At 42.9% G+C, this 25563-nt stretch carries 22 protein-coding genes, 1 tRNA gene and 2 pseudogenes; 19 read left to right on the forward strand and 6 right to left on the reverse strand.

Annotated features, from left to right (window positions below):
• Positions 1 to 152 precede the first annotated feature (152 nt).
• Entirely contained in the window at positions 153 to 2186 is a 2034-nt protein-coding gene (locus IM473_RS16165; protein WP_287657559.1) for an elongation factor G, read from the reverse strand.
• A gap of 545 nt (positions 2187 to 2731) precedes the next feature.
• Here IM473_RS16165 and ychF point away from each other — a divergent pair.
• From ychF to IM473_RS22600, 4 genes and pseudogenes are all read left to right on the forward strand, one after another.
• A complete protein-coding gene (gene ychF, locus IM473_RS16170; protein ID WP_043997508.1) occupies positions 2732 to 3823 on the forward strand; it encodes a redox-regulated ATPase YchF in 1092 nt (363 codons plus the stop codon).
• Positions 3824 to 4193: 370 nt separating this feature from the next.
• Complete coding sequence (locus tag IM473_RS16175; protein ID WP_287657561.1) at positions 4194 to 6227, forward strand: N-6 DNA methylase; 2034 nt, start codon at positions 4194 to 4196, stop codon at positions 6225 to 6227.
• Positions 6228 to 6604: 377 nt separating this feature from the next.
• Positions 6605 to 7252, forward strand: coding sequence for a PEP-CTERM sorting domain-containing protein (locus tag IM473_RS16180; RefSeq protein WP_287657562.1), 648 nt, complete (start codon positions 6605 to 6607; stop codon positions 7250 to 7252).
• Between the two features lie 388 nt (positions 7253 to 7640).
• Positions 7641 to 7847 (forward strand): annotated as a pseudogene (locus tag IM473_RS22600) (hypothetical protein); the annotation flags it as partial.
• A 104-nt stretch (positions 7848 to 7951) separates the two neighbouring features.
• Here IM473_RS22600 and IM473_RS16185 read toward each other — a convergent pair.
• The gene (locus tag IM473_RS16185; RefSeq protein ID WP_287657563.1) at positions 7952 to 9493 is read right to left on the reverse strand and encodes an NAD(P)H-quinone oxidoreductase subunit N; all 1542 of its coding nucleotides are present in this window, start codon (positions 9491 to 9493) and stop codon (positions 7952 to 7954) included.
• A gap of 523 nt (positions 9494 to 10016) precedes the next feature.
• Between IM473_RS16185 and pipX the strand changes: the two genes are divergently transcribed.
• From pipX to IM473_RS16210, 5 genes are all read left to right on the forward strand, one after another.
• Positions 10017 to 10289: a transcriptional coactivator PipX gene (pipX, locus tag IM473_RS16190; protein WP_002800387.1), complete on the forward strand. Its 273-nt coding sequence runs from the start codon at positions 10017 to 10019 to the stop codon at positions 10287 to 10289.
• Between the two features lie 3 nt (positions 10290 to 10292).
• Positions 10293 to 10952: a YggS family pyridoxal phosphate-dependent enzyme gene (locus IM473_RS16195; RefSeq protein ID WP_287657564.1), complete on the forward strand. Its 660-nt coding sequence runs from the start codon at positions 10293 to 10295 to the stop codon at positions 10950 to 10952.
• 327 nt (positions 10953 to 11279) lie between these two features.
• The gene (locus IM473_RS16200; protein ID WP_287657565.1) at positions 11280 to 11852 is read left to right on the forward strand and encodes a cell division protein SepF; all 573 of its coding nucleotides are present in this window, start codon (positions 11280 to 11282) and stop codon (positions 11850 to 11852) included.
• 132 nt (positions 11853 to 11984) lie between these two features.
• Positions 11985 to 12797 carry a pyrroline-5-carboxylate reductase gene (proC, locus tag IM473_RS16205; protein ID WP_287657566.1) on the forward strand — a complete coding sequence of 271 codons (813 nt, stop codon included), beginning with the start codon at positions 11985 to 11987 and terminating at the stop codon, positions 12795 to 12797.
• A gap of 179 nt (positions 12798 to 12976) precedes the next feature.
• Positions 12977 to 14497, forward strand: coding sequence for an ArnT family glycosyltransferase (locus tag IM473_RS16210; RefSeq protein ID WP_287657567.1), 1521 nt, complete (start codon positions 12977 to 12979; stop codon positions 14495 to 14497).
• 239 nt (positions 14498 to 14736) lie between these two features.
• Here the strand turns inward: IM473_RS16210 and IM473_RS16215 are convergent, their stop codons facing one another.
• Positions 14737 to 15273: a metal-binding protein gene (locus IM473_RS16215; RefSeq protein ID WP_287657568.1), complete on the reverse strand. Its 537-nt coding sequence runs from the start codon at positions 15271 to 15273 to the stop codon at positions 14737 to 14739.
• Positions 15274 to 15354: 81 nt separating this feature from the next.
• Here IM473_RS16215 and IM473_RS16220 point away from each other — a divergent pair.
• From IM473_RS16220 to IM473_RS16230, 3 genes are all read left to right on the forward strand, one after another.
• A tRNA-Val gene (locus tag IM473_RS16220) sits at positions 15355 to 15426 on the forward strand.
• Between the two features lie 157 nt (positions 15427 to 15583).
• Positions 15584 to 15931, forward strand: coding sequence for a YkgJ family cysteine cluster protein (locus tag IM473_RS16225; RefSeq protein ID WP_287657570.1), 348 nt, complete (start codon positions 15584 to 15586; stop codon positions 15929 to 15931).
• Between the two features lie 443 nt (positions 15932 to 16374).
• Positions 16375 to 17799, forward strand: coding sequence for an AAA-like domain-containing protein (locus IM473_RS16230; protein WP_287657572.1), 1425 nt, complete (start codon positions 16375 to 16377; stop codon positions 17797 to 17799).
• A 111-nt stretch (positions 17800 to 17910) separates the two neighbouring features.
• Here the strand turns inward: IM473_RS16230 and IM473_RS22780 are convergent, their stop codons facing one another.
• Positions 17911 to 18174: a ParE family toxin-like protein gene (locus tag IM473_RS22780; protein WP_502845933.1), complete on the reverse strand. Its 264-nt coding sequence runs from the start codon at positions 18172 to 18174 to the stop codon at positions 17911 to 17913.
• Positions 18171 to 18401: a hypothetical protein gene (locus IM473_RS16235; RefSeq protein ID WP_002752916.1), complete on the reverse strand. Its 231-nt coding sequence runs from the start codon at positions 18399 to 18401 to the stop codon at positions 18171 to 18173. Before IM473_RS16235 ends, IM473_RS22780 begins: the two co-directional genes overlap by 4 nt.
• 152 nt (positions 18402 to 18553) lie before the next feature.
• Between IM473_RS16235 and IM473_RS16240 the strand changes: the two genes are divergently transcribed.
• The 5 genes and pseudogenes from IM473_RS16240 to IM473_RS16260 all read left to right on the forward strand — a co-directional run bounded on the left by IM473_RS16240 (position 18554) and on the right by IM473_RS16260 (position 21229).
• On the forward strand, positions 18554 to 18676 hold the full coding sequence (locus IM473_RS16240) for a hypothetical protein (protein WP_016514863.1): 123 nt from the start codon (positions 18554 to 18556) through the stop codon (positions 18674 to 18676).
• A gap of 11 nt (positions 18677 to 18687) precedes the next feature.
• Entirely contained in the window at positions 18688 to 19008 is a 321-nt protein-coding gene (locus IM473_RS16245; protein WP_287657574.1) for a hypothetical protein, read from the forward strand.
• Between the two features lie 316 nt (positions 19009 to 19324).
• Positions 19325 to 20056 (forward strand): annotated as a pseudogene (locus tag IM473_RS16250) (formylglycine-generating enzyme family protein); the annotation flags it as partial.
• A gap of 533 nt (positions 20057 to 20589) precedes the next feature.
• Positions 20590 to 20826, forward strand: a complete 237-nt coding sequence (gene vap15, locus IM473_RS16255) for a type II toxin-antitoxin system VapB15 family antitoxin (protein WP_287657577.1) — start codon at positions 20590 to 20592, stop codon at positions 20824 to 20826.
• Positions 20804 to 21229 carry a putative toxin-antitoxin system toxin component, PIN family gene (locus IM473_RS16260; RefSeq protein WP_287657579.1) on the forward strand — a complete coding sequence of 142 codons (426 nt, stop codon included), beginning with the start codon at positions 20804 to 20806 and terminating at the stop codon, positions 21227 to 21229. The genes vap15 and IM473_RS16260 overlap by 23 nt, the downstream gene beginning before the upstream one ends.
• Before the next feature lie 256 nt (positions 21230 to 21485).
• Here IM473_RS16260 and IM473_RS16265 read toward each other — a convergent pair whose 3' ends face one another.
• A complete protein-coding gene (locus IM473_RS16265; RefSeq protein ID WP_287657580.1) occupies positions 21486 to 23858 on the reverse strand; it encodes an ATP-binding response regulator in 2373 nt (790 codons plus the stop codon).
• A 384-nt stretch (positions 23859 to 24242) separates the two neighbouring features.
• On the opposite strand from IM473_RS16265, the gene IM473_RS16270 reads away from it, so the two are divergent.
• Both IM473_RS16270 and kaiB read left to right on the forward strand, forming a co-directional pair.
• A complete protein-coding gene (locus IM473_RS16270; RefSeq protein ID WP_287657581.1) occupies positions 24243 to 25172 on the forward strand; it encodes a circadian clock protein KaiA in 930 nt (309 codons plus the stop codon).
• A gap of 56 nt (positions 25173 to 25228) precedes the next feature.
• A complete protein-coding gene (kaiB, locus tag IM473_RS16275; RefSeq protein WP_002733742.1) occupies positions 25229 to 25543 on the forward strand; it encodes a circadian clock protein KaiB in 315 nt (104 codons plus the stop codon).
• Positions 25544 to 25563: the final 20 nt, after the last annotated feature.

The raw sequence follows: 25563 nt of genomic DNA on the forward strand, positions 1-25563 counted from the left end.
TGAGAATTCCTGGACTAATTTGGGGCAGTATAGCACTAGGATAATCTTATGGAACCCTTCTGTCATTTTTTGCCAGAAAAGGGAGAGATGAGCCAATAAAAGCCCATCTCTTGCTAATTTATCGCTCTACCTTACTGACAGCCAAGAAGACTTTACTTGTTACCATTACCCTGCATAGCTAAAACCGCATCGCGCAGTTTATCCGGCACTTCTTGCAGGTGATCCTCATCCCACTGGAAGAAACCGACACCCATAGTCAGAGAACGCAATTCAACGATCAAATCGTGCATTTCTGCTTGGGGGAGATAGGCCGTCACCTGATCCCAACCTTTCCACTCCTCAGAAGCTTCAAAACCCTGAATTTGACCGCGTTTACCACTGATTAACTGTAAAACCTTGGCGGTGTATTCTGAGGGAGCGAGAACCGTCACCGATAGAATTGGTTCTAATAAGACCGGATGACATTTAGGCAGTCCTTCCGTCATCGCTAGACGGGCCGCTTGTTTAAAAGCTTGTTCGGAACTATCGACACTGTGATAGGAACCATCGGTGAGAGTAACATCGATATCGACCACGGGGAAACCCAAAGGACCATGACCGAGATATTCCCGCACTCCCGTTTCCACCCCGGGGATATACTGTTTGGGGACAACACCACCGACAATGCTTTCATGGAAGTGGAAACCTTCCCCCCGGGCCAGGGGTTTAATATCGAGGTACACATCACCAAAAGCACCGTGACCGCCGGTTTGGTGTTTATAACGTCCGTGGGATTTGGTGCTGGTTTTGATCGTTTCCTTGTAGGGAACTTGGGGTAAATGGGTGGTCATCGGTAGATTATACTTGCGTGCTAGGCGATCGAGGGCCACTTGCAGATGAATTTCTCCCTGTCCCCAGAGAATCACTTCTTTAGTATCACCGTGTTGTTCCCAGTAGAGGGAAGGATCTTCTTCGAGCAGTTTTGTCAAAGCTGAACTTAATTTCACTTCATCCTTGCGATTGGCGGCGGCAATGGCCAAGGCAAAGACGGGTTTAAGCTGTAATCCTCTGGGAAGATCGGGTTTTTGACTGCCGCTGCTAACCACGTCTCCGGTGGCGATTCCCTCCAAACGACCGAGAGCGACAATTTCCCCCGCTTGGGCCTGCTGTAGGGGTTGTTGTTGTTGTCCCATGAGACGATAGATACCACCAATCCGCACACCGTTCAAGGCCATGCCATCGTTAAGGGTTCCCTGCCAGATTCGCCCTAGGGAGAGGCGACCGCCCTGGGGAGTAAAATAGGTTTTGAGGATTTGTACCACTGCATCTCCATCGGTACCCGGATCGAGACCGCGACGATTGGCGGTAATTGTCGGGGCCGGCGCTTCTTCCACTAAAGCGGTGAGGAGATGACGCACACCATAGTCCCGTTCCGCCATACCGAAGAACACGGGTACTATCTGATCGGCTCCCAGTTCTTGTTTTAAGTCTTGGAGAATTTCTTCCCGGGAGGGGTTAATATCTTCGAGGAGTTCTTCTAAAAGATGATCATCAAATTCGGCGATCGTTTCTAGCATTTCCTGTCGAGCGCTCTGTTCTTCTTCCTTGAGGTGGTCGGGTAAAGGTACAGGATCGGCGGGACTGTTAGCATGGTAATGATAAGCTTGTTCGTTGATTAAATCGATGAATCCGATAATTTCGTTGTTCTGCCGGATGGGATATTGCTGGGGAACGAGGGGACGACTAGAAACGGATTTAAGAGCTTGTAGGACTTCGTTAAAGTGACTATTACAGCGATCCATCTTGTTGATGAAGATTAGATGCGGAATTTCCCAATCATCGAGGAATTTTAGCAAGGGAGCCAGGGTGAGAACTCGATCGACCACCGGTTCACAAACGATAATAGCAGCACCGGCCCCGACGAGGGCATTATAGGTTTCACTGGCAAATTCGATCGAACCGGGGCAATCGAGAAAGGTAAAATTTAGGTCTTGGTATTGACTATGGGCAATGGAAACTTCTACACTCATCTGTCGATCCCGCGCTTGCGTGGAACTATCACCGACGGTATTGCGATCGCTAATTTTGCCTTTTCTGGTGATCGCTCCTGTTACGAAAAGTAAACTTTCCAGTAAGGAGGTTTTTCCACTGGAGTAGGGGCCGACAAGGGCCACATTACGCGTGTTTGCTCCGATACTTTGATTCATACAGATACCCCCAACAATGATTTAGTGATGAGTTGTGGCGATGGGACGATATTTACACTCGATCGCCCTAGGAAATATACTGTCATAGCACTGAAAATTACTCTCAGGACGTAGTTAGAAGCGAAAGGCCTGTCTTGCCATAATTTTGCCCAGTGCTACAGGTGTATTCTTTCTTACTCTTCACCCTAACTCAGTCTCAAGCATTACATCCCATTCTCGCAATCTCTTGTAAAATCTCGCCTAATTTTAGTTAAGGAACTTGAATAAATGTTAACTAGGGTTTGCTAAATAAGTTTTTCGTGGGTGTGGGGTGTGGGGTGTGGGGTGTGGGGTGTGGGGAGAAACAATTGATAACTTGAGAGTTAATCACACTATTAAAAACGGATTTGGTCTAAAAGTCTTACCCAACAAGGTTTTTAGATTTATTCAGCAAACCCTAACTAAGCGGTTAACTATCAACAGTTTTTCTCCTCAACCGGATTTACAAAAACGAGAGGCAGCCTGATATAGTGAGAGGTCGGAATGATGTTTATCAAGCAATTTTTATGTTAAAAGCTGGAATCGTGGGACTGCCAAATGTGGGGAAATCGACCCTATTTAACGCTCTGGTGGCTAATGCCAAGGCCGAGGCCGCTAATTTTCCCTTTTGTACCATTGAACCGAATGTGGGTGTGGTATCCGTCCCCGATGAACGTCTGGAGGTTTTGGCTAAAATCTCTAATTCTGAGAAAATCGTGCCGACGCGGATTGAATTTGTCGATATCGCCGGATTAGTCAAGGGTGCCAGTCGCGGGGAAGGATTGGGTAATCAATTTTTGGCTAATATCCGGGAAGTGGACGCGATCGTTCATGTGGTGCGCTGTTTTGATAATGATGATATTATTCATGTTTCTGGGTCCGTGGATCCGGCCCGGGATATCGAGGTGATTAATCTAGAGTTAGCTCTAGCGGATTTGGGACAGGTGGAGAAGCGGGTGGAACGTTTACGCAAACAGGCGAAAAATAGCAAGGAAGCCGCCGAAGAATTGGCTATACTTGAAAAAATCCTAATTTGTCTTAATGACGGTATTTCGGCGCGAAAAGTGGATTTAAGCAAAGAGGAAGAAGAATTAATTAAAAATCTCGGTTTATTGAGTCGTAAACCGATTATTTATGCCGCTAATGTGAGCGAAGATGATCTGGCCACGGGTAATGATTGGGTAGAAAGTGTCCGTCAAATTGCCCAACAGGAACAGGCAAAAGTTGTGATCGTTTCTGCTCAAGTAGAATCGGAATTAGTGGAATTGTCGGAGGAAGAAAGAAAAGATTTTCTTGGTTCTTTAGGAGTAGAAGAAGGGGGATTAAAATCTTTAATTAAAGCTACCTACGAGTTATTAGGACTGCGTACCTATCTCACCACCGGTCCCCAAGAAACCCGCGCATGGACGATTATTTCTGGCATGAAAGCACCTCAAGCAGCTGGAGTTATTCACTCGGATTTTGAACGGGGTTTTATTCGTGCAGAAACCGTGTCTTATCAGGATTTAGTTAATAGTCGCACGATGAGCGCCGCTAAAGAAAAAGGTTTAGTCAGAAGTGAAGGCAAGGAATACATTGTTCAAGAGGGTGATGTTTTACTATTCCGTTTTAATGTTTAGCTAAAAATAAATCAGATGAGTGCCACCCACCTGATCAAAAGGCTGAACAATCTTACCAAAATAACAGGAGAGCATGACTGAATAAATTCAGTCTTCCTCAATGTTTTGATATAATCCCTCAAGATTTCTGCCCTAAACAATCTCTCAGCTTTTTTACTCACTTTGTTTAACATTAAACTGAATTTTTTATCTCTTGACATACTCTAATTTATATTCTATAATTAGAGTATAGGAGCAAGTTCTTGTTTAATCAAGATGGCGATTATCTCTGTCCACTAAAAGACTGGTTTGCTGGGAATGCAGTCAAGGCTAAAAATAGTCTATCTATTCAACAACCCGCAACAGAAAAGGGTCAAATCAAGCGCAGTAAATGAAAGAGCAAGGATTGTTATTTTCCGAAGACAGCCTGTTACCTGAAAAACTCCCCCAAATTCAGGAATTACGACCTTCTAACAATCTTGCAGCAGTTTTTGAAGAGTGCCATAATTATATTTACGCCAACGAAGGAATGCTCAAAGACAAGGTTTTTCACGAGATGGTTAAACTAATCATCATCAAACTTCATGATGAAAAATCTGCCAAGCAATCTGTAAATTTTGGCGTTACAGCAAGTGAATATAAAGCCATCGGAGCAAATAAGTCCGATGAATTTATGTCGCGTCTCAGTCAATTATTTACCTCCATCAAGAATCATTATCGGGGATTTTTCACCGATAACACATTCAAGTTAAAACCTTTGACTCTTGCTTATATTGTAGGAAAGTTACAGTACATCAATTTAAGTAAAACATCTGGCGATATAAAAGGTGAAGCCTTCCAGACTTTTGTAAATAGACACCAGCGTGGAGATAGGGGAGAATTTTTTACCCCTCACCCAATTGTCCGCCTTGCGGTTGAAATGATAGACCCCAAACCAAACGAAAAAATTATAGATCCTGCTTGCGGAAGTGGTGGTTTTTTAATTCAAGCAATAAACCATGTTCGACAAAATAATCCAGAGTTCAATATAGCAAGTTTTGTGCAAGAAAGTATTACAGGAATTGAATTTAATCCTGATGTCGCCCTTTCGGGAATGATTCGTTTAGTTTTTGAAGGTGGCACAGGTTCAGAAATTATCTGCACTAATGCGCTTATCGAAGATGAAAAATTAAATAATTCCTTTGATGTTATCTTGACCAATCCTCCTTTCGGAAATAAAGGCAAAGTAGAAGACCAGAAAATTCTTAAATCATATCTTCTTGCCCGGAAATGGCATAAATCAGCGTCCAATAGTTGGGAAGTTTCCCCAACCATTTTAGCGGGTCAGTCGCCCGATATTTTATTTATTGAGAAATCTATAAAATTATTGCGAGCAGGTGGGCGCATGGCAATTGTTCTGCCCGATGGTCTATTACAAAATATCTCTAATGGACCGATTCGCCATTGGTTGCGCTCCCAAACAAAAATATTAGGTGTTGTTTCCATACCGCCGGAAGCCTTTGTACCCTACGGCACTGGAATCAAGACATCACTTTTAGTGGTTCAAAAATTACCAGCAGACAATGATTCTTGTTTTATGGCACAAATCAAAAAAATAGGCTATGACGTTAAAGGACAAACAATATATAAGCGCAACGAGTCGGGAGTTATAGCTCGAACAAAATCAGGTTGGCCAATAGTTGACGATGATATAGATGATATTTCTCAATCTTTTAGGTCATTTATCAACGGCGAATTTGCACAAAACAGCGATTGTATTTATACAGTTAAGAACACCCTGCTCAATTCCAGACTGGATGCCGAACATTATTTACCCAATGACCAAAAATTATTAGAACATCTAAAATCTATTGGAGCGAAACCTTTAGGTGAAATTGCCGATATTTTGAGAGATTCAGCTGATTTTCGTTTAGCCAAAGATAGTGAAATTAGATATATCGCTATCTCCGATGTTGATTATCGTACAATGCAAGTTGTTTCTCAACAAATAATCAAAGCACATGAAGCCCCATCTCGCGCAACTTATAGAGTGTACAAAGGTGATATTATTACAGCAATTTCAGGAGCAAGTACAGGAACACCACGCCAAGCAACAGCCCTAATCACGGAAGATGAAGACGGAGCAATTTGCTCAAATGGATTTTCAGTATTAAGAAATATTCAGGGAGTCGAGCCTTTGTTTTTATTAGTATATATGCGAACAGACTTTTTTTTGCGTCAGGTTAAAAGGTACATGACAGGTCATGCTATTCCTACTATTTTAGTAGATGACTTGTCTAAAGTTTTAGTGCCTATTCCACCCAAATCTGAACAGCAGAGAATAGTAAAAAGTATGGCTGAAATTCAAGCAATTAGAAAAGAAGCATTAAAAGCAAGTGAAAATGTGGTTAACGAAATGAGTCTTTTACTTGGCCAATTTGAGTAAAGCAAAAAGCAGGTTAAGCTTAGAAAAAGTCTTAAGTAGGTAGGCGTTAAAAATCATCAGACACCCCCCTTATCAAGGGGGGATTAAGGGGGGATCAAAGACAAAATCTATCTTCAATTTAATTATAACCACTTACTTAATACTAAATCCGGTTATTAAAAACTGATTATTTATTCACCCTTTTGTCTGTCCTGATATGTAGCCTATACTCAACGAATGAAGAATGTAAAGATTTATTAAATTGTAGCTTTTGATACATTTGTTGGGGGGGATGTGTATGCTCTTGTTGTCTTCTTTTTCTCTTGGGTTGGGCTGTTGCTTAACCTGACTGCGAGGAAGACGATAGTTGCCTCTATTCACCCGTTTGCTCAATCAAGATGATTAAAAACCGATTAATTCCTACCCTAGCTTTAGCTGGCGCAACTTCTCTGGCTGCTATGCTAACTCCTGTGGCAGCAACGGCCGTTACTTTTACTGTTAACCGCAGTTGGAGTAGTGGTAGTGATACCGCTTCTTTAGTGGGAACCGTAGATGTGCCAGTAGGCAGCTATACTATCCAGAATGGTACTCCTAATCCCTTTACCAACGTTAACCTTATCCTGACAGTTAATGGTAATCCTTTTCCTGTTTTAAATGCTGCGAACACTTCTAGCATTTCGGGAACAGGGCAATTTTTGGTTAATGCCACATCTTCAACGTTAACTTTTAATACAGCTAATGCTGATGGGATTAACTCAGCTAATTTAGCGTTTGTGAACTCGTCCACGGGTTTCGGTGGTCCACTTTATGGAATTGGTTTTGATAGTACTCCTGGTTTTGAAGTCGCCTTCGGTACAACCCCAAATGTTTTGGCTTCAGTAGCTTTCCCCGTAACTTTTGGGACAGTACAACAAGTACAACAAGTACCTGAACCTGCCTCCCTCTTTGGTCTTGGAGTCCTTAGCACTCTCGGCGCAGCTTCAACCCTCAAGCGCAAACTAAAGCCGTCCCAATCCATCGAAAAAGAAACCACAAAAGTTGGCTAAATTGCTCACCAAAAATACAATAAATGCCCCTTCAATTAGCCAGTTGAGAGGGTTTTATTTTTAGTCCATGTTTCTATTCATTGATTTTTTTGATCCAATGGCAACTTTTACATCAATATTGTCAAATTGAATGAGTATGGTGATTTCGTGCTACAATAGAGGTCTATTAAAAGTAAAAAAACCATCAATTAAGTTAGGTAGGCGTTAAAAATTATCAGACACCCCCCTTATCAAGGGGGGCAGGGGGGATCAACACCCCCCTTATCAAGGGGGGCAGGGGGGATCAACACCCCCCTTATCAAGGGGGGCAGGGGGGATCAACACCCCCCTTATCAAGGGGGGCAGGGGGTATCGAACCTAAAATCCATTTTTAATTTAATTATAACCAGCTACTTATTACGCTAAAATTAAACCCAATGACCGAGCGAAAATAGAAAACAAATTAACTGAAACTATTCAATTAGAATTAGAAAAATATCGTCAAAAAGCAGTGGCGAGATTATCAACAATTATGGATCAAGCTAGTGATGAAGCAGAAGCTAACGGATTAACTCCAGATATTTTAGCCTCTATTTTAGAACAAGATGAGAGTTAATCACATTATTAAAAACGGATTAGCTGTAGGGCTAATTCCGGAATTAGCCCTACAATAGGCGTTGTTATTCTGATCTGACAACGCCGATAAATCAACGGGGATTCTCAATTCGCTTGGGAAATGTGCGTCACCAGAGCCGCCGATTGCAGGATGGGGGTAGTGGTGACGGAATCCGTCGCTAGGGTAAAGAGAGGATTGGAAAGGATACCAGCTAGGGAAGTCGCCACTAGGGAGAGGACAATACCCACCTGTAGGGGACGCATCCCGGCAAGAGTCCAATTGATAGCGGGGTAATTTTTCACCGCATCGGACATCTCTTGGGGTTCCTTGACCACCATCATTTTGACCACACGGATATAGTAGTAAATCGAGGCCACACTGGTGACTAAACCCACGAGGACGAGGGCATAAAGTCCCGCTTGCCAACCGGCCCAGAATAGATAAATCTTGCCAAAGAAGCCCGCTAGAGGCGGAATTCCGCCCAAAGAAAGCAGACAGATGCTTAAACAGAGGGTTAGGAGCGGATCCTTCTGGTAGAGTCCCGAATACTCAGCGATCTGATCGGTTCCAGTTCTGAGAGCAAAGAGAATCACACAGGCAAAAGCCCCTAGGTTCATGAACAGGTAAATTAACAGATAGAAAATCATGCTAGAGTAACCCGCGTCAGTACCGGCGGTTAAACCAATCATGACAAAACCCGCCTGACCGATCGAGGAATAGGCTAACATCCGTTTCATGCTAGTTTGGGCCAAGGCGACCACGTTGCCGAGGATCATGCTCAAAATTGCTAGAGCGATAAAGATAAACCGCCATTGTTCGCTGACTAGACCGAAAACCGTCACTAAGAGGCGAATTGCTAGGGCAAAACCGGCCGCTTTGGAACCCACCGAGAGGAAAGCCACCACGGGAGTGGGTGAACCTTCGTACACATCAGGAGTCCACTGGTGAAAGGGAACCGCCGAAATTTTGAAGGCGATACCAGCAATCACAAACACTAATGCGATCGCTAAGGCCAGGGACTGACCACCGTTAACATCGGTTAATTTTTGGGCAATGGCACTTAAACTGGTTTCACCTCCGGATAAACCGTAGAGAAGGGAAACACCATAGAGGAAAATCGCCGAGCTAGAAGCTCCAATTAACAGGTATTTTAAAGCGGCCTCGTTCGATCGAGGATCCCGCTTCATGTAACCGGTCATTAGATAGGAGGAAATACTGAGCATTTCTAGGGAGATGAAGATCATCACCAATTCACTAGCGCCAGATAGGAACATTCCCCCGAGGGTTGCGGTGAGCATAATGGCCAAGAATTCCGCTAGGGAGGTTCCCGCTTGTTCCACATAACGGATAGACATCAGCACTGTGGAGGCGGTAGAAAGGGCAATAATCGCCCTAAAGACGATACTGAGATTATCCCCCTCAAAAGCCCCTAAAAAGGCCACTGGTTTCGGATTGTCCCAGGCAAAATAAAGAGCAACCACAGCAGCGAGCAGACCAGCGATCGCAACGTAGGGCAGCCAACTTCTGGCACTCCGTCCCACGATTAAATCGCCGATTAAAATTACCATCAGGGTAATAATCAGAATTCCTTCGGGCCAGATAACGCCGGCATTTAGCTGACTGGCAACAAGACTAGAAAAATCCATATTGATTGAGGTTAAAGGAATTTGAAGTTAAAAAAGGCTTAATACAAGCTTAGGGCATTTCATCAGTGATTCAGTGATCAGTTATCAGTGACCACTGATCAGATGTGAGTTTTCAGTTCACCGATCGCCGCTATCGGGTTAAAATTTGAAAAAAAACGGATCAATTTGAGATAATCTTAGTTTTTATCGTTAGTTTAGTTCTCTCTTGTCTTTTTAATCTTCCTGTCTCGGATTCTCGGAGTCTCGGATTCTTCTCACCTAACGGAGGATTTTTGATTTTTGCAGCCGAGCTAATTTCTGATGGTGACAAGTTGTCACCGAGATGTATCCACGTTAACAGGGAAAAAGTGAAAACTCAGGAAATCATGACATAGACTGGCATCGTTAGTTGTCATTGAAGGATTCTGGTAAAATCAGGCTAGGGAAACCCCCGAAAAATCAGTTGTTTGTGAGCCATCCGCTTGATTTTGTTGTTGAAAAACTTTCTAGTTCGCTCAATCCTTTTCCTTTAGCGCTCGCTTGAATGAGTAACGAAACCTATCTCAATCATCCCACTTTCGGTCTATTATACAGAGTCTGTCTATTAGAAGAACATCAGGAATTATTCACCACTCTTTATGCCCAACGTCTTTTTTTTCTGGTGACGGTGGGTCCCAAAAAAGTCTCGTTCGATCCGATTAGTCGTTCCGATGCTCGTCTTTTGGTGGAAAACCGGCTGCGGAATTTGCGACGGCGCAGTAATGTGCAAGAATTTAACAGTCTCAACCAAACTTATCAACAAACCTTTTCAGTCTAGTTCATGACGATCGCTAGTCGTATCGAGTCAATCCGTCTTACCCTACCCCCCTCCACGCGCCTGATTGCCGTCAGTAAACAGGTATCGAGCGATTATATCCGTCAAGCTTACCGGGCAGGAGTGAGAGATTTTGCTGAAAGTAAGCTACAGGAAGCAATCTCGAAGCAGCAAGAACTAAAAGACCTCCCAGATATTTCTTGGCACTTTATCGGGCATCTACAGGCAAATAAAGCCCGCAAAGTCCTAGAATCTTTTGATTTAATCCATTCCCTCGATAGTTTAAAATTAGCCCAAAGACTCGATCGCCTAGCTGGGGAATTAGATATTAATCCCCAAGTTTTGCTACAGGTGAAAGTTGTCCCCGATCCCGATAAGTTCGGTTGGGACAAGGCCGAATTACTAGCAGATATTCCCGCTTTAGTCAACTGTCAACAGCTAAAAATTCAAGGTTTGATGACAATTCTGCCCCAGGGATTATCCGCCGGGGAAAAGTTAGCCGCCTTTGAAAAAACCAGAGATTTAGCCCAAATAATCGAGAATAGCTCTAGTTTATGCCTGCCTCATCTATCCATGGGGATGTCTAACGATTATCCTCTGGCTATCAAGGCCGGAGCCACTTTGATCCGGGTGGGAACTGGCATCTTCGGCGATCGCATTTACTGAACCATCTGCCTAAATTTACAGAAAAAACCCCTAGAAATTTTAATAATCGGTGACAATATATCTTAAAATTACAGCGTCTAGTCTAGAAAATGGTGGTTAGAAATGAGGAATTGACTTTTGCTCAATCCCTGAAAACTATCCCCTGATAACTGATAACCGATAACTGAAAAGAGGGAACTAACCGCTGCCTCCAGACGACTAAAATGAGGAACCCTTAACAAAACAGTTCCCCTGTACCAAGTGAGAGCCAAAAATGTTAAGGGTGACTAAAACAACCCCGACTCTAGCCAAGACCACCTAAAAAATCTTTTGAAGGACACTTAGACTGTGAACAACATTTTTACCAAACTCAAAGATTTTGTCGGCATCTCCGAACAACCAGAAGACGAAGACGAAACCGACTACGAAGAAATGAACTGGGAAAAGTCTTCCCCCCAAGATAGGGATCAAAACGAAGAAGAAGAACCCCTTAATCGTCGTCAACGCGAACCTTTAAATCTCAGTACAGCCACATCTATGGGACTCAACAGAAGCAACGTGATCGGTATGCCAGGTATTAACAACAATAATGCAGAAGTAGTGGTGATCGAGCCCCATTCCTTCGAGGAAATGCCCCAAGTTATCCAAACCCTGAGAGAACGCAAATCGGTGGTTTTAAACCTCAACGTCATGGATCCCGAAGAAGCACAAAGAGCCGTGGATTTTGTCGCCGGTGGCACTTACGCGATTGATGGTCATCAAGAACGCATCGGTGAGAGTATTTTCCTCTTTACTCCCAGCTGCGTTAAAGTTAGCACCCTTTCCGGAACCATTCACGATATCACCGACAACCCGAAAATGGCTCGTCCCGTTTCCCCCGCACCTGCTTGGGGCGCCGAAAGCAGTCGATTAGCTCAATGAATCCTCCCATAGTCCTCTCGTCAAGTTTGTCGAAGCTAGAAATCGCTCGATTCTCGAGAGGATGCGTTTTTTTGGGGGTAAGACCTCTAAATCGGCCTTTTTTTCTTTTTACTTTTTACTTTAAATAATACTGTGTCTATTCGTTTAGGAATTATTGGCGGTGGAGTGATGGCCGAGGCCATTCTCAGCCGTTTATTAAAAAAAAATATTTATAGTCCCGAAACGGTGTTAGTCAGTGAACCCCAATCCCAACGGCGCAACTTTTGGGTTAATACCTACGGAGTGCAAGTCAGCGAGGATAACCGGGAAGCCGCCAGAGCAACTGAGGTGTTAATCTTAGCGGTAAAACCGCAAATTTTAGAGCAAGTAGTGAATAGTTTGCTGGGAATACCCGAAAAACCCCTAATTATCTCGATTTTAGCGGGAGTTACCCTCAATCGCTTAGAAATGGGCTTTCCCGATCGCCCCGTCATCCGGACGATGCCCAATACCCCGGCCACGGTGGGACAAGGGGTTACAGCGATGGCGGCCGGTCGTCATGCGGAACCGGAACATCTGGCCGTAGCCAGAGATATTTTTGCTGCGGTCGGTTCGGTGGTGGAAGTTCCCGAAGCTTTGATGGACGCGGTAACGGGATTATCGGGATCGGGTCCGGCATTTGTGGCCTTGATGGTGGAAGCTTTAAGCGATGGTGGTGTGGCGGCTGGATTACCGCGAGCGATCGCATCTCAATTAGCTATAGAAACAGTTTTGGGGACGGCAACCCTATTAAAAGAATCGGCCATACATCCGGGAGAATTAAAGGATCGCGTCACTAGCCCTGGGGGAACGACGATTGCCGGGGTGAGACAATTAGAAAAAGGCTCTTTTCGATCGACTATTATCGAGGCAGTGGTGGCGGCCTATCATAGATCTAAAGATTTAGGGCGTAGTTCTGAAAAGTAATCTTTGTATCTTTTTTAACCCATAACTGATGTCTCAATCTGTGATAGGATACGCAGCAATTCTTGTCCAGAAAAAGTTATGATACTAAATCCGTTGAGTATAGGCTACTTATGAGGACAGGCAAAAGGTAATAGGCAAAAGGGGCAATAGATAATCAGTCTTTAATAACCGGATTTGGTATGAATAAGAAATCTTATCGTTTTGATTTAATGGCATTAATTGCCATTGCAGTTTTTTTCCTAGGGATCGTTTTCTGGAAAGTCCCGCTTCATTATCCCTATATCCTTAATTTTGATGAAGCGGTGGCCATGGTACTTGCCTACGTCACTAAACAAGGTTATCGTCTCTACGAACAAGTTTGGCACGATCATTTATCGGGTTTATCTCTTTTACTAAATGGTTGGTTAAGCGTGACAGGATTTACTATCCATGCCGCCCGCCTTATGGTGCTTTCTTTATCCACAATTATGTTAGGAATTTTTTATCTAATTCTGAGAGTTAATTGCGGAATATTGGCTTCTTGTTTATCGGTATTTATTCTCTCAACCTGTCTAGTTTATATTACCATGTCAACGACAATGTTGCGGGAGTTACCCTCACTTTTTTTTACAATTTTAAGTATTTTTATCATCTTTAAAGCCGTTAAATTCACGGGTAAGCTTAAGTATGGGCTGTATTTACTCAGTGCCATTGCTTTGGTTTTTTCCCTGCAAATTAAACTTTCGGGCATTACTATTATCCCAACTGTAGCTTTAATTATTTTTCTTAATCAACAGAATAGTTTTATTAAAAGAATCATTGATATTGTTATTTGGTCAGTCGCTGTCGTTTTAGTCTTTGTCTTAGGTTCCCTGACTATTTTTCCTTTTTCCTACGAAAATATTATTAAATCTCATGTCAGTGTTGCCGCTAGTTTCGGTGAAGAAAATCTCACCTTATGGACTCTCTTACAAAGCGCCCTACAGCACGAGCCAATTTATCTGATCGTCACAGTGATAGCTATTATAGCGATGGTTTTTACTCGCAATATAATACCACTTTTACCGCCCTTAATCTGGTTGGGTTCTAATCTGTTCAGATTTGCCACAGTCGCCCCAATTTGGCCTTATTATTATATCCATTTAATTATTCCTGCCGTTTGGATAATTGCCTTGTTTGTCGAACAGTTAAAAATTACTGATAGCCTCGGAGAATTTCAGCAAAATCGAAAAATAACCAGGGAATTAGTTCTCAAAATGCTAATTTTTCTTCCCCTTTCTGGTCAATTTCTCTTTAATACCTTAAGAATAATCACCAATCGTGATCCCTCAATTAATGCCTACGTTCAATTTAATAAAAGGTATAAACCTCTTTTAGCAGAAGCTGTGTTTGAAAAATTTAAAAACTCCGATAAACTTCTCTTAACAGACAATCCTCACTACATATATCAATATTTCTTGAAAACACCCCCAGAAACTGCCGTCATCACCAGAAAGAGATTTATCAATCAGAATCTTGATGGGGATTTTATCCTAGAAGTTATCGAAAAAAGACAGCCAGATTTGGTTTTTCTCTATCGATTTGAAAAGCAATTTCTGCAATCACCAAAACTCAAGGATTATTTAGAGAAAAATTATATCCAGTTTCCCGACAAGCAAGAAAAAGGAACTCTCTTTATCAGTCCGAAAACTTGGCAAGAATATCAAAGTAAGGCCGATTAGGGTTTGCTGAATAAATCTAAAAACCTTGTTGGGTAAGACTTTTAGACTTTTTGTCAATCAAAAAGTACCAGATATGGGAGTGATCGGCGGGAAAATCCCTGGACTTTTTCCCTGAAAATTAGGTAATTGACCCCCTCAAAATCGCTAAAACCCTACACCCTACACCCCACACCCCACACCCTGCCCCCACGAACAACTTTTTGCCGCAAACCCTAATTAGAAATTGTGGACGCGGACTATTAACGTTTTTTCTTTTTTACCGGTTTTTGAGCCACTTTTCGAGAACGTTTGTAGGCCGATCCGATCCAATCACTACAACTATGACTCATCGCCCCTAATTCTAAACCAAGGAAAATAGCGATCGCTACCTGGGGATGGTGATGCCATAATGCGATCGCTTGCTGCGGCCACAGTCGCCAATCCCAGTCTATACCCCAAAAACTTTGCAGGATCGGAATGATGACGATCGCCGCTAGTAAAAGAAAACTACCCAGATAAAATAATCGGAAGACCGTGCCGATCAATAAACCGTGGGATAACCAACCGCGATGACGGATCATGGAACGATAGGGTAGCCACAACCAGCGCAGATAACCCCAACGTTTGTATTGTACCGAGTGGATGTCAAGATCCGGTCCAAACAGAAATCCGCTAAACAAATAACTGGCCAACAGTAATAGGGTTAATTTACCACTGCCACTGACCAAAAAACTCGCCCCCGCAATCGGTGGCAACAGAATTAGGGTAATGCGATCGTGAGTTCGACCAGAGGGCATCGGAAAAAAATTAACTCGCTCAAAAAAATAATATACTTTTTTGAAAATATATGTTATACTGAGAAAGTACGAAATTAATTCGGGCGTTTAGCTCAGTGGTAGAGCGCCTGCCTTACAAGCAGGATGCCGTAAGTTCGACCCTTACAACGCCCATTTTATTCGATCCTTGCCTAGTCAAGCTCTCACTCCTGATCGCCGGTTTAGATTAAAACTATTGAGGGTAATTGCTGCTGGAACGGGAAATAGGGACTATTTGCTAGTAAGCTAGTCAGTAGGTACTAGGATTAATTCATCGCGGCACAGCGGTTATATGGCCAATTGGAAATGTATTAAAAATTGTGGAGCTTGTTGTCAACTAAATCCCGATGAGCGTCCTGACTTAGAAGAATATCTGACTCCCGCACAATTAAGTCAATATCTCAGCATGGTGGGGGAAGAAGGTTGGTGTATACACTTTGATCGCCAAACCCGTCTCTGTACCATTTATGACCAGAGACCAGAATTTTGTCGTGTTCAACCCGATATTTTTGCCAAAATGTATCAAATTGAACCAGGAGAATTCGATCAATTTGCGATCGATTGTTGTCATGAACACATTGAGGATCTTTATGGGGAAGATAGCCTAGAAATGAATAGCTATCGTCAGCAAGTAGGCTAAGATTTACCCCTATCCCAGAAATAACTTAGACGGGGAAGAAAATAAGTGGTCTGGTTATTGTCCCGATCCTCTCCATCGCTAAACCAGTGACCCACTTTCCGCACTTCTTAACATTCAATTAATGATTTTACCCAAATATTGCTTACAACCCTTTGCCAGTAAGGATTATAGCTACAATCATCGATTTCTGTCAATGTAAAGGATTGTAAACTTTTTTATCAGAAAAAATCAATTATTGAAAATGTTCTTAATAGTAGTTTCTACAATGAAGGTTTTTCGTTAAAACATCTTGGGGAATGTAAAAATATATACAAGTATATGAAGATGTGCGGAATGTCGGCAAAAATTACGGAATCGATTGTTTCCCTGTTGAGGAGAAGTCTATAGGAAACTCAAAACCTCTAGGGGTGTAGAGTTTGAGTTCAGGACAGGGAAAAACTATCATGAAAAAACCAGAAAAACAGCGCCGCAGACGCGGGATTATCCTCACCCCCACGGGACTAGAAAAATTACTTACTGCTAAACAAGAAGCGGAATATCGGGATAATTGTGGTCATCGTTTCACCCTAGAAGTCCTCAGCGAGAAAATTCTTTTAGGGGTAGATACTTTGATGAAGGTATTTGCTTGTGAATCGGGAGTGGATAAACAAACCCTAAAACATTGTTTTCAAGCTTTTAATTTAACTTTAGAAAATAGCGATTATTATCGTCCTAACTTACCAGAAACTGATACTATTAATCCTCAACTATTGCCTGAGTTACCAGAGGGACAAGTCCCCCTCAATTCCCCCTTTTATATTAACAGAAACAATCTGGAACAGACTTGTTATCAAGAGATCTTGCGCGGGGGTAGTCTGATCCGGATTAATGCGGCCAGAAAAATGGGAAAAACTTCCCTGATAACCAGAATTATTAATTATGCTCAACAACAGCAATACCATACACTTTATTTCAGTTTTCGGTTAGCAGAAAGCTCAATTTTTCAAGATTTAAATCAATGGCTGCGTTGGCTTTGCGTTAGTATTAGTCGCCAGTTAGATTTAGAAAATCATCTCCCACAGGATTGGGATGACTTCTTGGGGGGTAAAATTAACTGTAAAATCTATCTAGAAAAGCATATTCTCTCCCATCTCGATCGCCCTTTAGTGCTTGCCTTTGATGATCTTGAATATCTTTTACCCTATCCACAGCTAAGGGAAGAATTTTTTAGTATTCTGCACCTCTGGCACGAGGAAGGCAAAAACAAACCTCTCTGGCAAAAATTACGTTTAATTGTCGCCTATTCCCATGCACAGGAGCTTGATAAAACCTCAGATACCTATCGATCTCCTTTTAGTCTTGGTTTACCGATCGAATTGCCTAATTTTACCAGCGCACAAGTACGAGAATTAAGTCAAAGACAGGGATTAGATCAGAATTTTGACTGCGAAAAATTACGGATATTTCTAGGGGGTAATCCCTATTTAATTCGTCTTGCTTGCTATCATCTTGCTCGGGGTAATTGTAGCCTAGAAAGCATTTTGGCTACTTCTATCGGCGAGGAAAATAATATTTTTGCTGGCCATCTTAAACGTTTACTTTGGCATCTGCAATACTTAAAGGGCAATTTAGCGGCTATCTTTGCTAAGGTGGTGATGGCGGAAAAAGACATAGAAATTGATTTAATGGCAGCTTTTCACCTAGAAAGTCTCGGACTAATTCACCGACAAGGTAAGTTTTGCCGAGTGAGTTGTCCTCTCTACCGTCAATATTTTGGCGAATATTTCCGGCAACGTTCTGTTTTTTTGCCTCGAAAAACTTCTATCCTCGCCAAAAAAATTACGCTTGCTCGCTTTGATACTTCCGAAAAAAGTCGCTATGCCATCTAGTTTATCGAATGTCATTATGAGGGAGTGATACTAAATCCTGTTTAAAAAGTATAGGAGAGTGGCAAGGGGGTTTTTAAAGTTCCAGTGGAATAGGCTTGTAGTTCCTGTGTTTTACGAATAAAACTTTTCGTACTCATCATGATCGCCAATCCAAAACCAGGTCACTGTATCCCCTGACAGCACTCCCAAAGCTCGATGACTCTTCGTTACACGCACTGACCAAATATCTTCGTCGCTGTCAATACACTTAAAATTTAACGACGGATGAAACGGATTCTCTACCCATAACCGATATGCTTTCCTGGCTCCGGCTTTGACTGCTGGTTTCAAGTCGCGATACTTCTGCCAAAATGAGGGCAATGTCGCGGACTTCATAGCTGCTCATAATCCATCGGCGTGGACAAGCCTGCTGCAATCTCTTCTTTGGCTTTCCGTGCTGCTGCGACTAGATTATTCTTCGTCTGTTTAAACGACTGATCCCATCGTTTTTCTTCTTCAATTTCTGCAATATAAGCTCGAACATACTCTACTAACTGCTCTTGAAGCTCATCAGGCAGAGACTCAACCATCTTGATGATCGTGGTAATAGCAGGAGAGGGCATAGCATCTATCAGCGCATTAGGTTTTCTCTATTCTACAACGTCCACCGCAAACCCAAAATGATATGATCTTTGTTTCCTCTGTGTCTGGAGTGGTTTTTATTAATGAGCCTTGCTCAAAACCAAACAATTCATAATTCAAGAGCGAGGTATTTATGGGTAAAGAAGAAGAAATACTTGAACAATGGCGAGAACTGACACCAGAAAAGCAACAAAAAGTTTTACAATTTGTTCAAACACTGAAATCTAAGTCAGAAACAACAGCACCAATTAATTAGGAGTCTAACCCATGAGCGGCCTCACCATCGAAACCGATTTAGGAAAAATGCTAGACCAGATTAATCAGAATCTTAAAGAGACCAATCAGAAGCTAGACGCGCTCCAGAAAGATGTCACAGACATGAAGATTGTTCAAGTCAGATTTGAGGCCGAAGTCAAGGGAGACCTCAAGGCATTACAGGGAGAATTCAACACCTTACAAGGTGATTTAAAAGAGATTAAAGGCTCCCAGAAAGCCAAAATTTGGGCATTAATCACCATCTTGTCAACAGCAGTTATCGGAACTATTATCCGCTTTGTCATCACTGTTCCCCCTGTTAGCAACTCCTAACTCCCACTGCCGGGGAACAGGCTTCTAGTTGCTGTTTGATATTCAGGTACAATTAATCATATAATCGGTGCGTTACGGCGGATTGTTAATTTTGCTTTTTTGACGGGATTTGTAACCGCCTAATCCACCCTACACTTTACTAATTCTTAAGATTCCCATAGTTCACCTACTTCAAAAATTTAGGAGGCTTGAAAAAATGTCAAAAAGATGGTCGCGCCGTAAAGTTTTAAAACAGTTGGGGTTAGTTACAGCCGGGAGTGTCGCTAGTGTTGTTTCTTCATGTCAGTCTATTACTCAATTTCGTCCTCAACCGATAAATCTAACTCCATTTACAGAGAAACTACCCAAGGGAGTAACACTGGAGATGGTAGGCTTACCAGCAGGTCAATTTCTCATGGGATCTCCTGACAGTGATCCCGATGCTGACAAGTCTGAAAAGCCTCAACATCTAGTTAAAGTAAACAGTTTTGCGATTGGCAAATATCCGGTGACTCAGGCACAATATCAAGCAGTAATGGGAACAAATCCCTCTAATTATAAAAACAATCCGCAAAATCCGGTAGAACGGGTTTATTGGAACGATGCTCAAGCCTTTTGTAAAAAATTGAGTCAAATAACCGGGAAAACCTATCGCCTCCCCACAGAAGCGGAATGGGAATATGCCTGTCGTGCAGGGACAACCACTCGCTTTTATTTCGGTGATGATGCTAATCAGTTAGGAGATTATGCTTGGTATGACGGAAATTCTCAGTATACAACTCATCCTGTTGGTCAGAAAAAGCCAAATGCTTGGGGGCTTTATGACATGAGTGGCAATGTTTGGGAGTGGTGCGAAGACAATTGGCACTATAACTATGAGAATGCACCAAGGGATGGCAGTGCTTGGCTGACAAATGATAATGATGATCGAATACTGCGGGGCGGTTCTTGGTTCAACTTTCCTTATGACTGCCGTTCCGCTTACCGCAACCCCGACTACCGCCGCAACAGCGACGACACCGTCAACAACGGTTTTCGGGTGGTGTGCAGTGCTGGGAGGACTCTGTAACCCTTTTCCCCTTTTTTTCCCTTTTTACCCTTTTTTACTTTTTTCAATTTTTCTCTTTTTCCCGCCTAGCGGCGGGTCGATTTTTTTGGAAAAAATTGAGCTTGTAGGGTGTGTGTTTGCGCGTATTTAAAGGGGATTTGTTAATAATTAAACTATGATCGCGCCGTAACGCACCATCTTAATAAAATGGGTGCGTTATGCTATTACTAACGCACCCGACAAGAGCCGCTACTGTGTCCTCTGTGTCTGGAGTGGTTTTTATTATGATTATTTAACTGCTGCCGAATATCCCCCCGTAGCAATCTCTCCCTAGTAACAGGTTTCTAGTTCCTGTTTGATATTCAGGCAGAATGAATGATATAATTGGTGCGTGGGGCGTGGCTCTCTCGTTTAAAAGCTTGTCACCTGTAGAATATAACGATCTCAGGTTTTTTATCAAGTCTAATTTTAGGGGGTTTGCTCATGTAAACATCAGCTTTTCAGGCACTTGATACCTAATACCTCGCTTTATCAATAAACAATAATTTGAGAAAATGAACCAAAAAACTTACCAACTAACCTTAAACTTTGACCAGATTTTAGATTTGGTTAAACAACTCCCAGAAAGTGACAAAATACAACTCAGTAAAGAACTCGAAAAAGAAACTTTAAATCACAAATTAACCCAACTTTTAGAAACCTTTAAAACTGATGAGCTTTCCCTAGAGACAATTACCGAAGAAGTGGAGGAAGTTAGGGCTAAAATTTATGGACAACAAGCCACCGATTAAAGTTATTATTGATACTAACCTTTGGATTAGCTTTCTTATTGGTAAACAGTTAGCTAGTTTAAAATATCTACTGATTGAAAAAACTCTTGTGCCGATTTTTTCTCCACAGCTACTTAATGAAATTAACCTTGTTACCAAAAGACCAAAATTACAAAAGTATTTTCCCAAAAGTAAAGTTCAAGAGTTACTTGAACTTTTAAGCATAATTGGGTTATGTATTGAGACTAAATCAAAAATTAATATCTGTAGAGACGCTAAAGATAACTACCTTTTAGCCTTAGCCAAAGATAGTCAAGCTGACTTTTTAATTACAGGCGATCAAGATTTATTGATTTTGCAACAATTTGGAATAACTAAAATTGTTACTTATCAACAATTTTTAGTAATCTGTAGATTGGGTTGAGGAACGAAACCCAACCTAGGATAAGATTGGTTTGATTACAATGATGAACAGCTTATCTCCCTACATCATCGCAGCCAATTTTCTACGGTTAATCTCTGAACTATCAGCAGCTCTGAGTCATCAGAAATGACGATGAGATTATGGCTAATAGCTGTTGATGCAATGAGAATATCAGCCATTTGTATGGGATGGGGGTTTCTTTGCGCCTTAAATCAGCAGAAATTGCTTGTACTCCCAAGACTTGCCTGACTTGCCTTTACCGTTCTTTGTGGCGAGAAAAAGCCAGATCAGCAGTCTCGATTACCTTTAATAGCTGTTCGATGCGGTTTTCCGTTGGGGGGGCCAAACAGGGAAAAACGACTAAACCGGGGATTTGATTAGCCACCTCGGTGACAGCCACATCAAGGGTGACTAGGGGTAAATTAGCGAGGGTTTCCGACTCGCTCAAGGTTTGCAGATAAGAGTATAAATCTTCCGCGATCGAACTATCGATTAAGATAGCGTCCACCTCCCAGACAGTAGCTAAAAGTTCCGCCTGTTCGCAACTATCGGCCTCAATAAAACGATAATTCTCCCGAACTAATTGATTATTCCAAATCCAGCTAAAGGAAGATAAATCGGAGAAATTGGGGGCATAATGGCCGTGTAAACGCAGCAGAGTCGGAGCAGTACGCCGTTTGCGGCTAGGAACGGGGGAAACGGTCAGATTCAGGCAAGCTTGCAGCGCAGCCGATGTGATCGGCGGAACCAGAAAACTATCGGCCCCTTGCTGTTGACTGCGGTTGCGATCGGAATCGGCGGCGGTGACAATAACTTTTATATCTTTGGTTTGGGGATGGGATTTCAGCAGCGTTAACACATCCCAACCGGACAAGAGGGGTAGATTAGGATTGAGAAAAACACAACGGGGTTTTAACTGACGGGCTTTTTCGATCGCCTCAGTGCCGCTACGAGCGATAATGGTTTTTAATCCCAATTCACTCAAGCGATCGACAAACTGTTCGATCACTTGGGGATTAGCTTCCACCACCAACACCAGACGCTGGGGAGTAGCGGACTCCTGCTCGGCACCTTGGGGATGAACCGGCAGTAGTAAAGTAAATTCACTACCTTCCTGGGCCTTGGAGACAAAGGATAGATCGCCGCCGTGACAGCGTGCCAATTTTTGGCTGAGGACTAAACTTAAACCCGCACCCTCAAATTGACGGGTGAAAGGACTTTCTAGCTGTTGGAATTTCTGAAAAATCAGATGCTGGGATTCTTCTGGAATACCGATTCCCGTATCCCAGACGGTAAAAGCCAGCCAATTTTCCCAACGATTAACTTTAATGCCCAAATTACCGCCATCAATGGTGAATTTTACCGCATTATCTAACAAATGCACTAACATCTGTTGTAAACGGGCTTCATCGGCCAGAACATAATCTAACCCGGATTCGATGTCAAGACGATAGCTGCTGGGGAGATCGAGACGTTGGGGATACTTATCGACGATGATATCGTAAACCCGTTGACAGAGGCGATCGATTTTGACTCTAGATAAAGTTAATTGTAGTTGTCCTGTCTCTAGGCGGGTTAAATCGAGGAGATCATTGACCAAAGCCATCAACTGGCGACCGCTGCGATAGATTAAATCGGCATATTTGGACTGTCGGGGGTTAAGTTCACCAATTTTTTGTTCCCGCAGCAGACTGGAGAGACCGATAACGGCGGTGAGGGGCGATTTAAACTCATGGCTAACACAGGCGAGAAATTCATCCTTAAGACGATTTAAATGGACTAAATCGGCATTTTTAACCGCTAATTCCTGACAATATTGCTGTTGTTCGGTGATATCGGTGGCTAACAGTAACCATAGTCCTGAAGCTTTCTCGATCAAAGGATAATTATCCGTTAAATTTAACGGCACGGACAACAGGCGCCAAGTCTTAGTTAAACCCGATGTCACCGTTTCTAGACGCTGGGGGAACAGGGGGGGGGTGGGGGATGGGAGGGTTAAGGGGTCATTAACTAAAGCAAAGGGAGAGTTATCGATATTAGCGGGGAAAGCTGCCCCGATTTGTTGACACCAAGCCTGATTTTGGTATAAAATTCCCGCTTCTGGACTGTAGAGCAGCAGCGGCAGCGGTAATTGTTCCAGAAATTTCAGAGGACGATCGCTGCGGGGGGAAATGCGATCGCTGATGCGGGGCTGCGGAGGGGGATCATCGAGAATCGATCGCCCGAGACAAAATTGCAGAAGTTTGCCCGTGTCTAAGCGTCCTAACAGTTTGCCCTGAGCATCCACTAAAATAGGGGCTAGGGCGATCGCTTCTCCCGTCAGGGTTGTCAGAAACTCACTCACGGCCATGCGCGAGTTAAGAGGGATAATCGGGCGCAGCCAACCGCTTAGATCGAGACGGTTGCAGGAGGGGTTTCTGGTTTCGGGGTGCTGTTGTTGATAGAGGAGGTAAGCAATCAGGGCTTGACTCTCAATCAGTCCTAGGGGACAATACCGCTCATCCACCACCACGATCGCTTCTGGATTGCCCGTATTAATTAAATCGCAAAGACTTGCCCTGTCAACAATTAATTCACAGGTAGTAACGGATTGATTAAAGTGATCGAGGCTGAGGGTAACGCTAGGCATGGGGATAATACTAAATCCGTTGAGTATAGGCTACTTATGGGGACAGGCAAAAGGCACTCATGCAAAAGGCAAAAGAGAAATAGATAATCAGTCTTTGATAACTGGATTTAGTATAATTGGGTGGGCGGTGGCGGTAACTTTAGGGCATAATTAACAAACTGATGGCCAAACTATTAGTAGTCCTAGAACTTGAATCTACCTTGATTATGACGCTCGCTGATCTAGACAGCCTCCCCATTGATTACAATTAACTACAATACCCACTGCCAAAAAGCAAAGTTAACTTTAACTTCGCCGATCTGATGGCGAGGGGGTTGTCTTCTCGACAGAGAAAGTCTAACCTATAGTTTGTTATTTTCTATCTACCTTGCGGGTGAGAAAACGTTGCCTCCGAGACTGACTATTTATGCTTTTGTCCCAACGGACCCACCCTTGACGGGAGTGAGTTCACCCCCGGGGCTGGTTAATTCTTTGACGGCTTTATTGGCTAATGAACGCTATAATCTAACCCTAGGGTCGTCTTCTAGCGAATTACTGGCTAATATCGAGGTACACAAGGAAAAAATCGATTGTTTGCTGGTGGTCTTTCATCCTTCCCTACAGCCGACTTTTAATCAACTCTACGAAGGGGGGATTTTACTGCCAGTAGTGATCATTGTCGCTGACAAGAACATCACTGCCGAGACGAATGACTCTCCCACCTGTCTCTATCATAGTGCCGAATTACAAATTACCGTCAACGAATTAGACAGCATCACCTCCGTCATCGACCAAGCGATCGCTAGATTTCTCCATTTAGCTCCTAATTGCTCTTTTTCCGAGCGTACCACGATTGTTAACCAACCAAATCCCGTGGCCAATAATCACAGTTTTCTCCTCCTACAACAGCGCCGTTTAGCGGAAAAATTAAAAGAAAGACTCGGCTATTTAGGTGTTTACTACAAACGCAACCCGCAGCTATTCTATCGCAATCTTGCCCCGGAGGAAAAAAACGAATTACTGCGGGAAGTAAGAAGAGATTATCGGGAGATTATTTTAAATTACTTCCTACAGGATTATCCGATTAATCAAGCGATCGATGAGTTGGTTAATAATGTCTTTTTTACCGATCTCTCGGTGTCGCAAATTCTGGAAATTCACATGGAGTTAATGGATGAATTTTCCCAACAATTAAAATTGGAAGGCAGAAGTGAGGAAATTCTCCTAGATTATCGTCTCGCTCTCATTGATATCCTTGCTCATCTAGGGGAAATGTACCGTCGTTCCATACCTCGCGAGGATATCCCTTATGATTTATCATTGGGAATAGATTAAAATCTCCCCAATAAATAGCGATGAACTCCTATCCCCAGCCCCTTTAATCCTAACCTATGAGCGTCTTTAAAAAAACCTATGTTTTAAAACTGTACGTCGCCGGAAACACCCCCAACTCCGTGCGAGCCTTAAAAACCCTGAAAAATATCCTAGAAGAGGAATTTCAGGGAGTTTATGCGCTCAAGGTGATTGACGTGCTGAAAAACCCGCAACTAGCGGAGGAAGACAAGATTCTCGCCACTCCTACCCTTGCGAAAGTCCTCCCTCCCCCAGTGCGGAAAATTATCGGTGATTTGTCCGATCGAGAGAAGGTTCTAATCGGGTTAGACTTACTGTACGAGGAAATTCGCGAACGAGAAAATGATAGCTAGGCCTTCGGCAATAGGTGATT

The sequence above is a fragment of the Microcystis sp. M015S2 genome, assembly GCF_020245945.1.
Lineage (GTDB): Bacteria > Cyanobacteriota > Cyanobacteriia > Cyanobacteriales > Microcystaceae > Microcystis.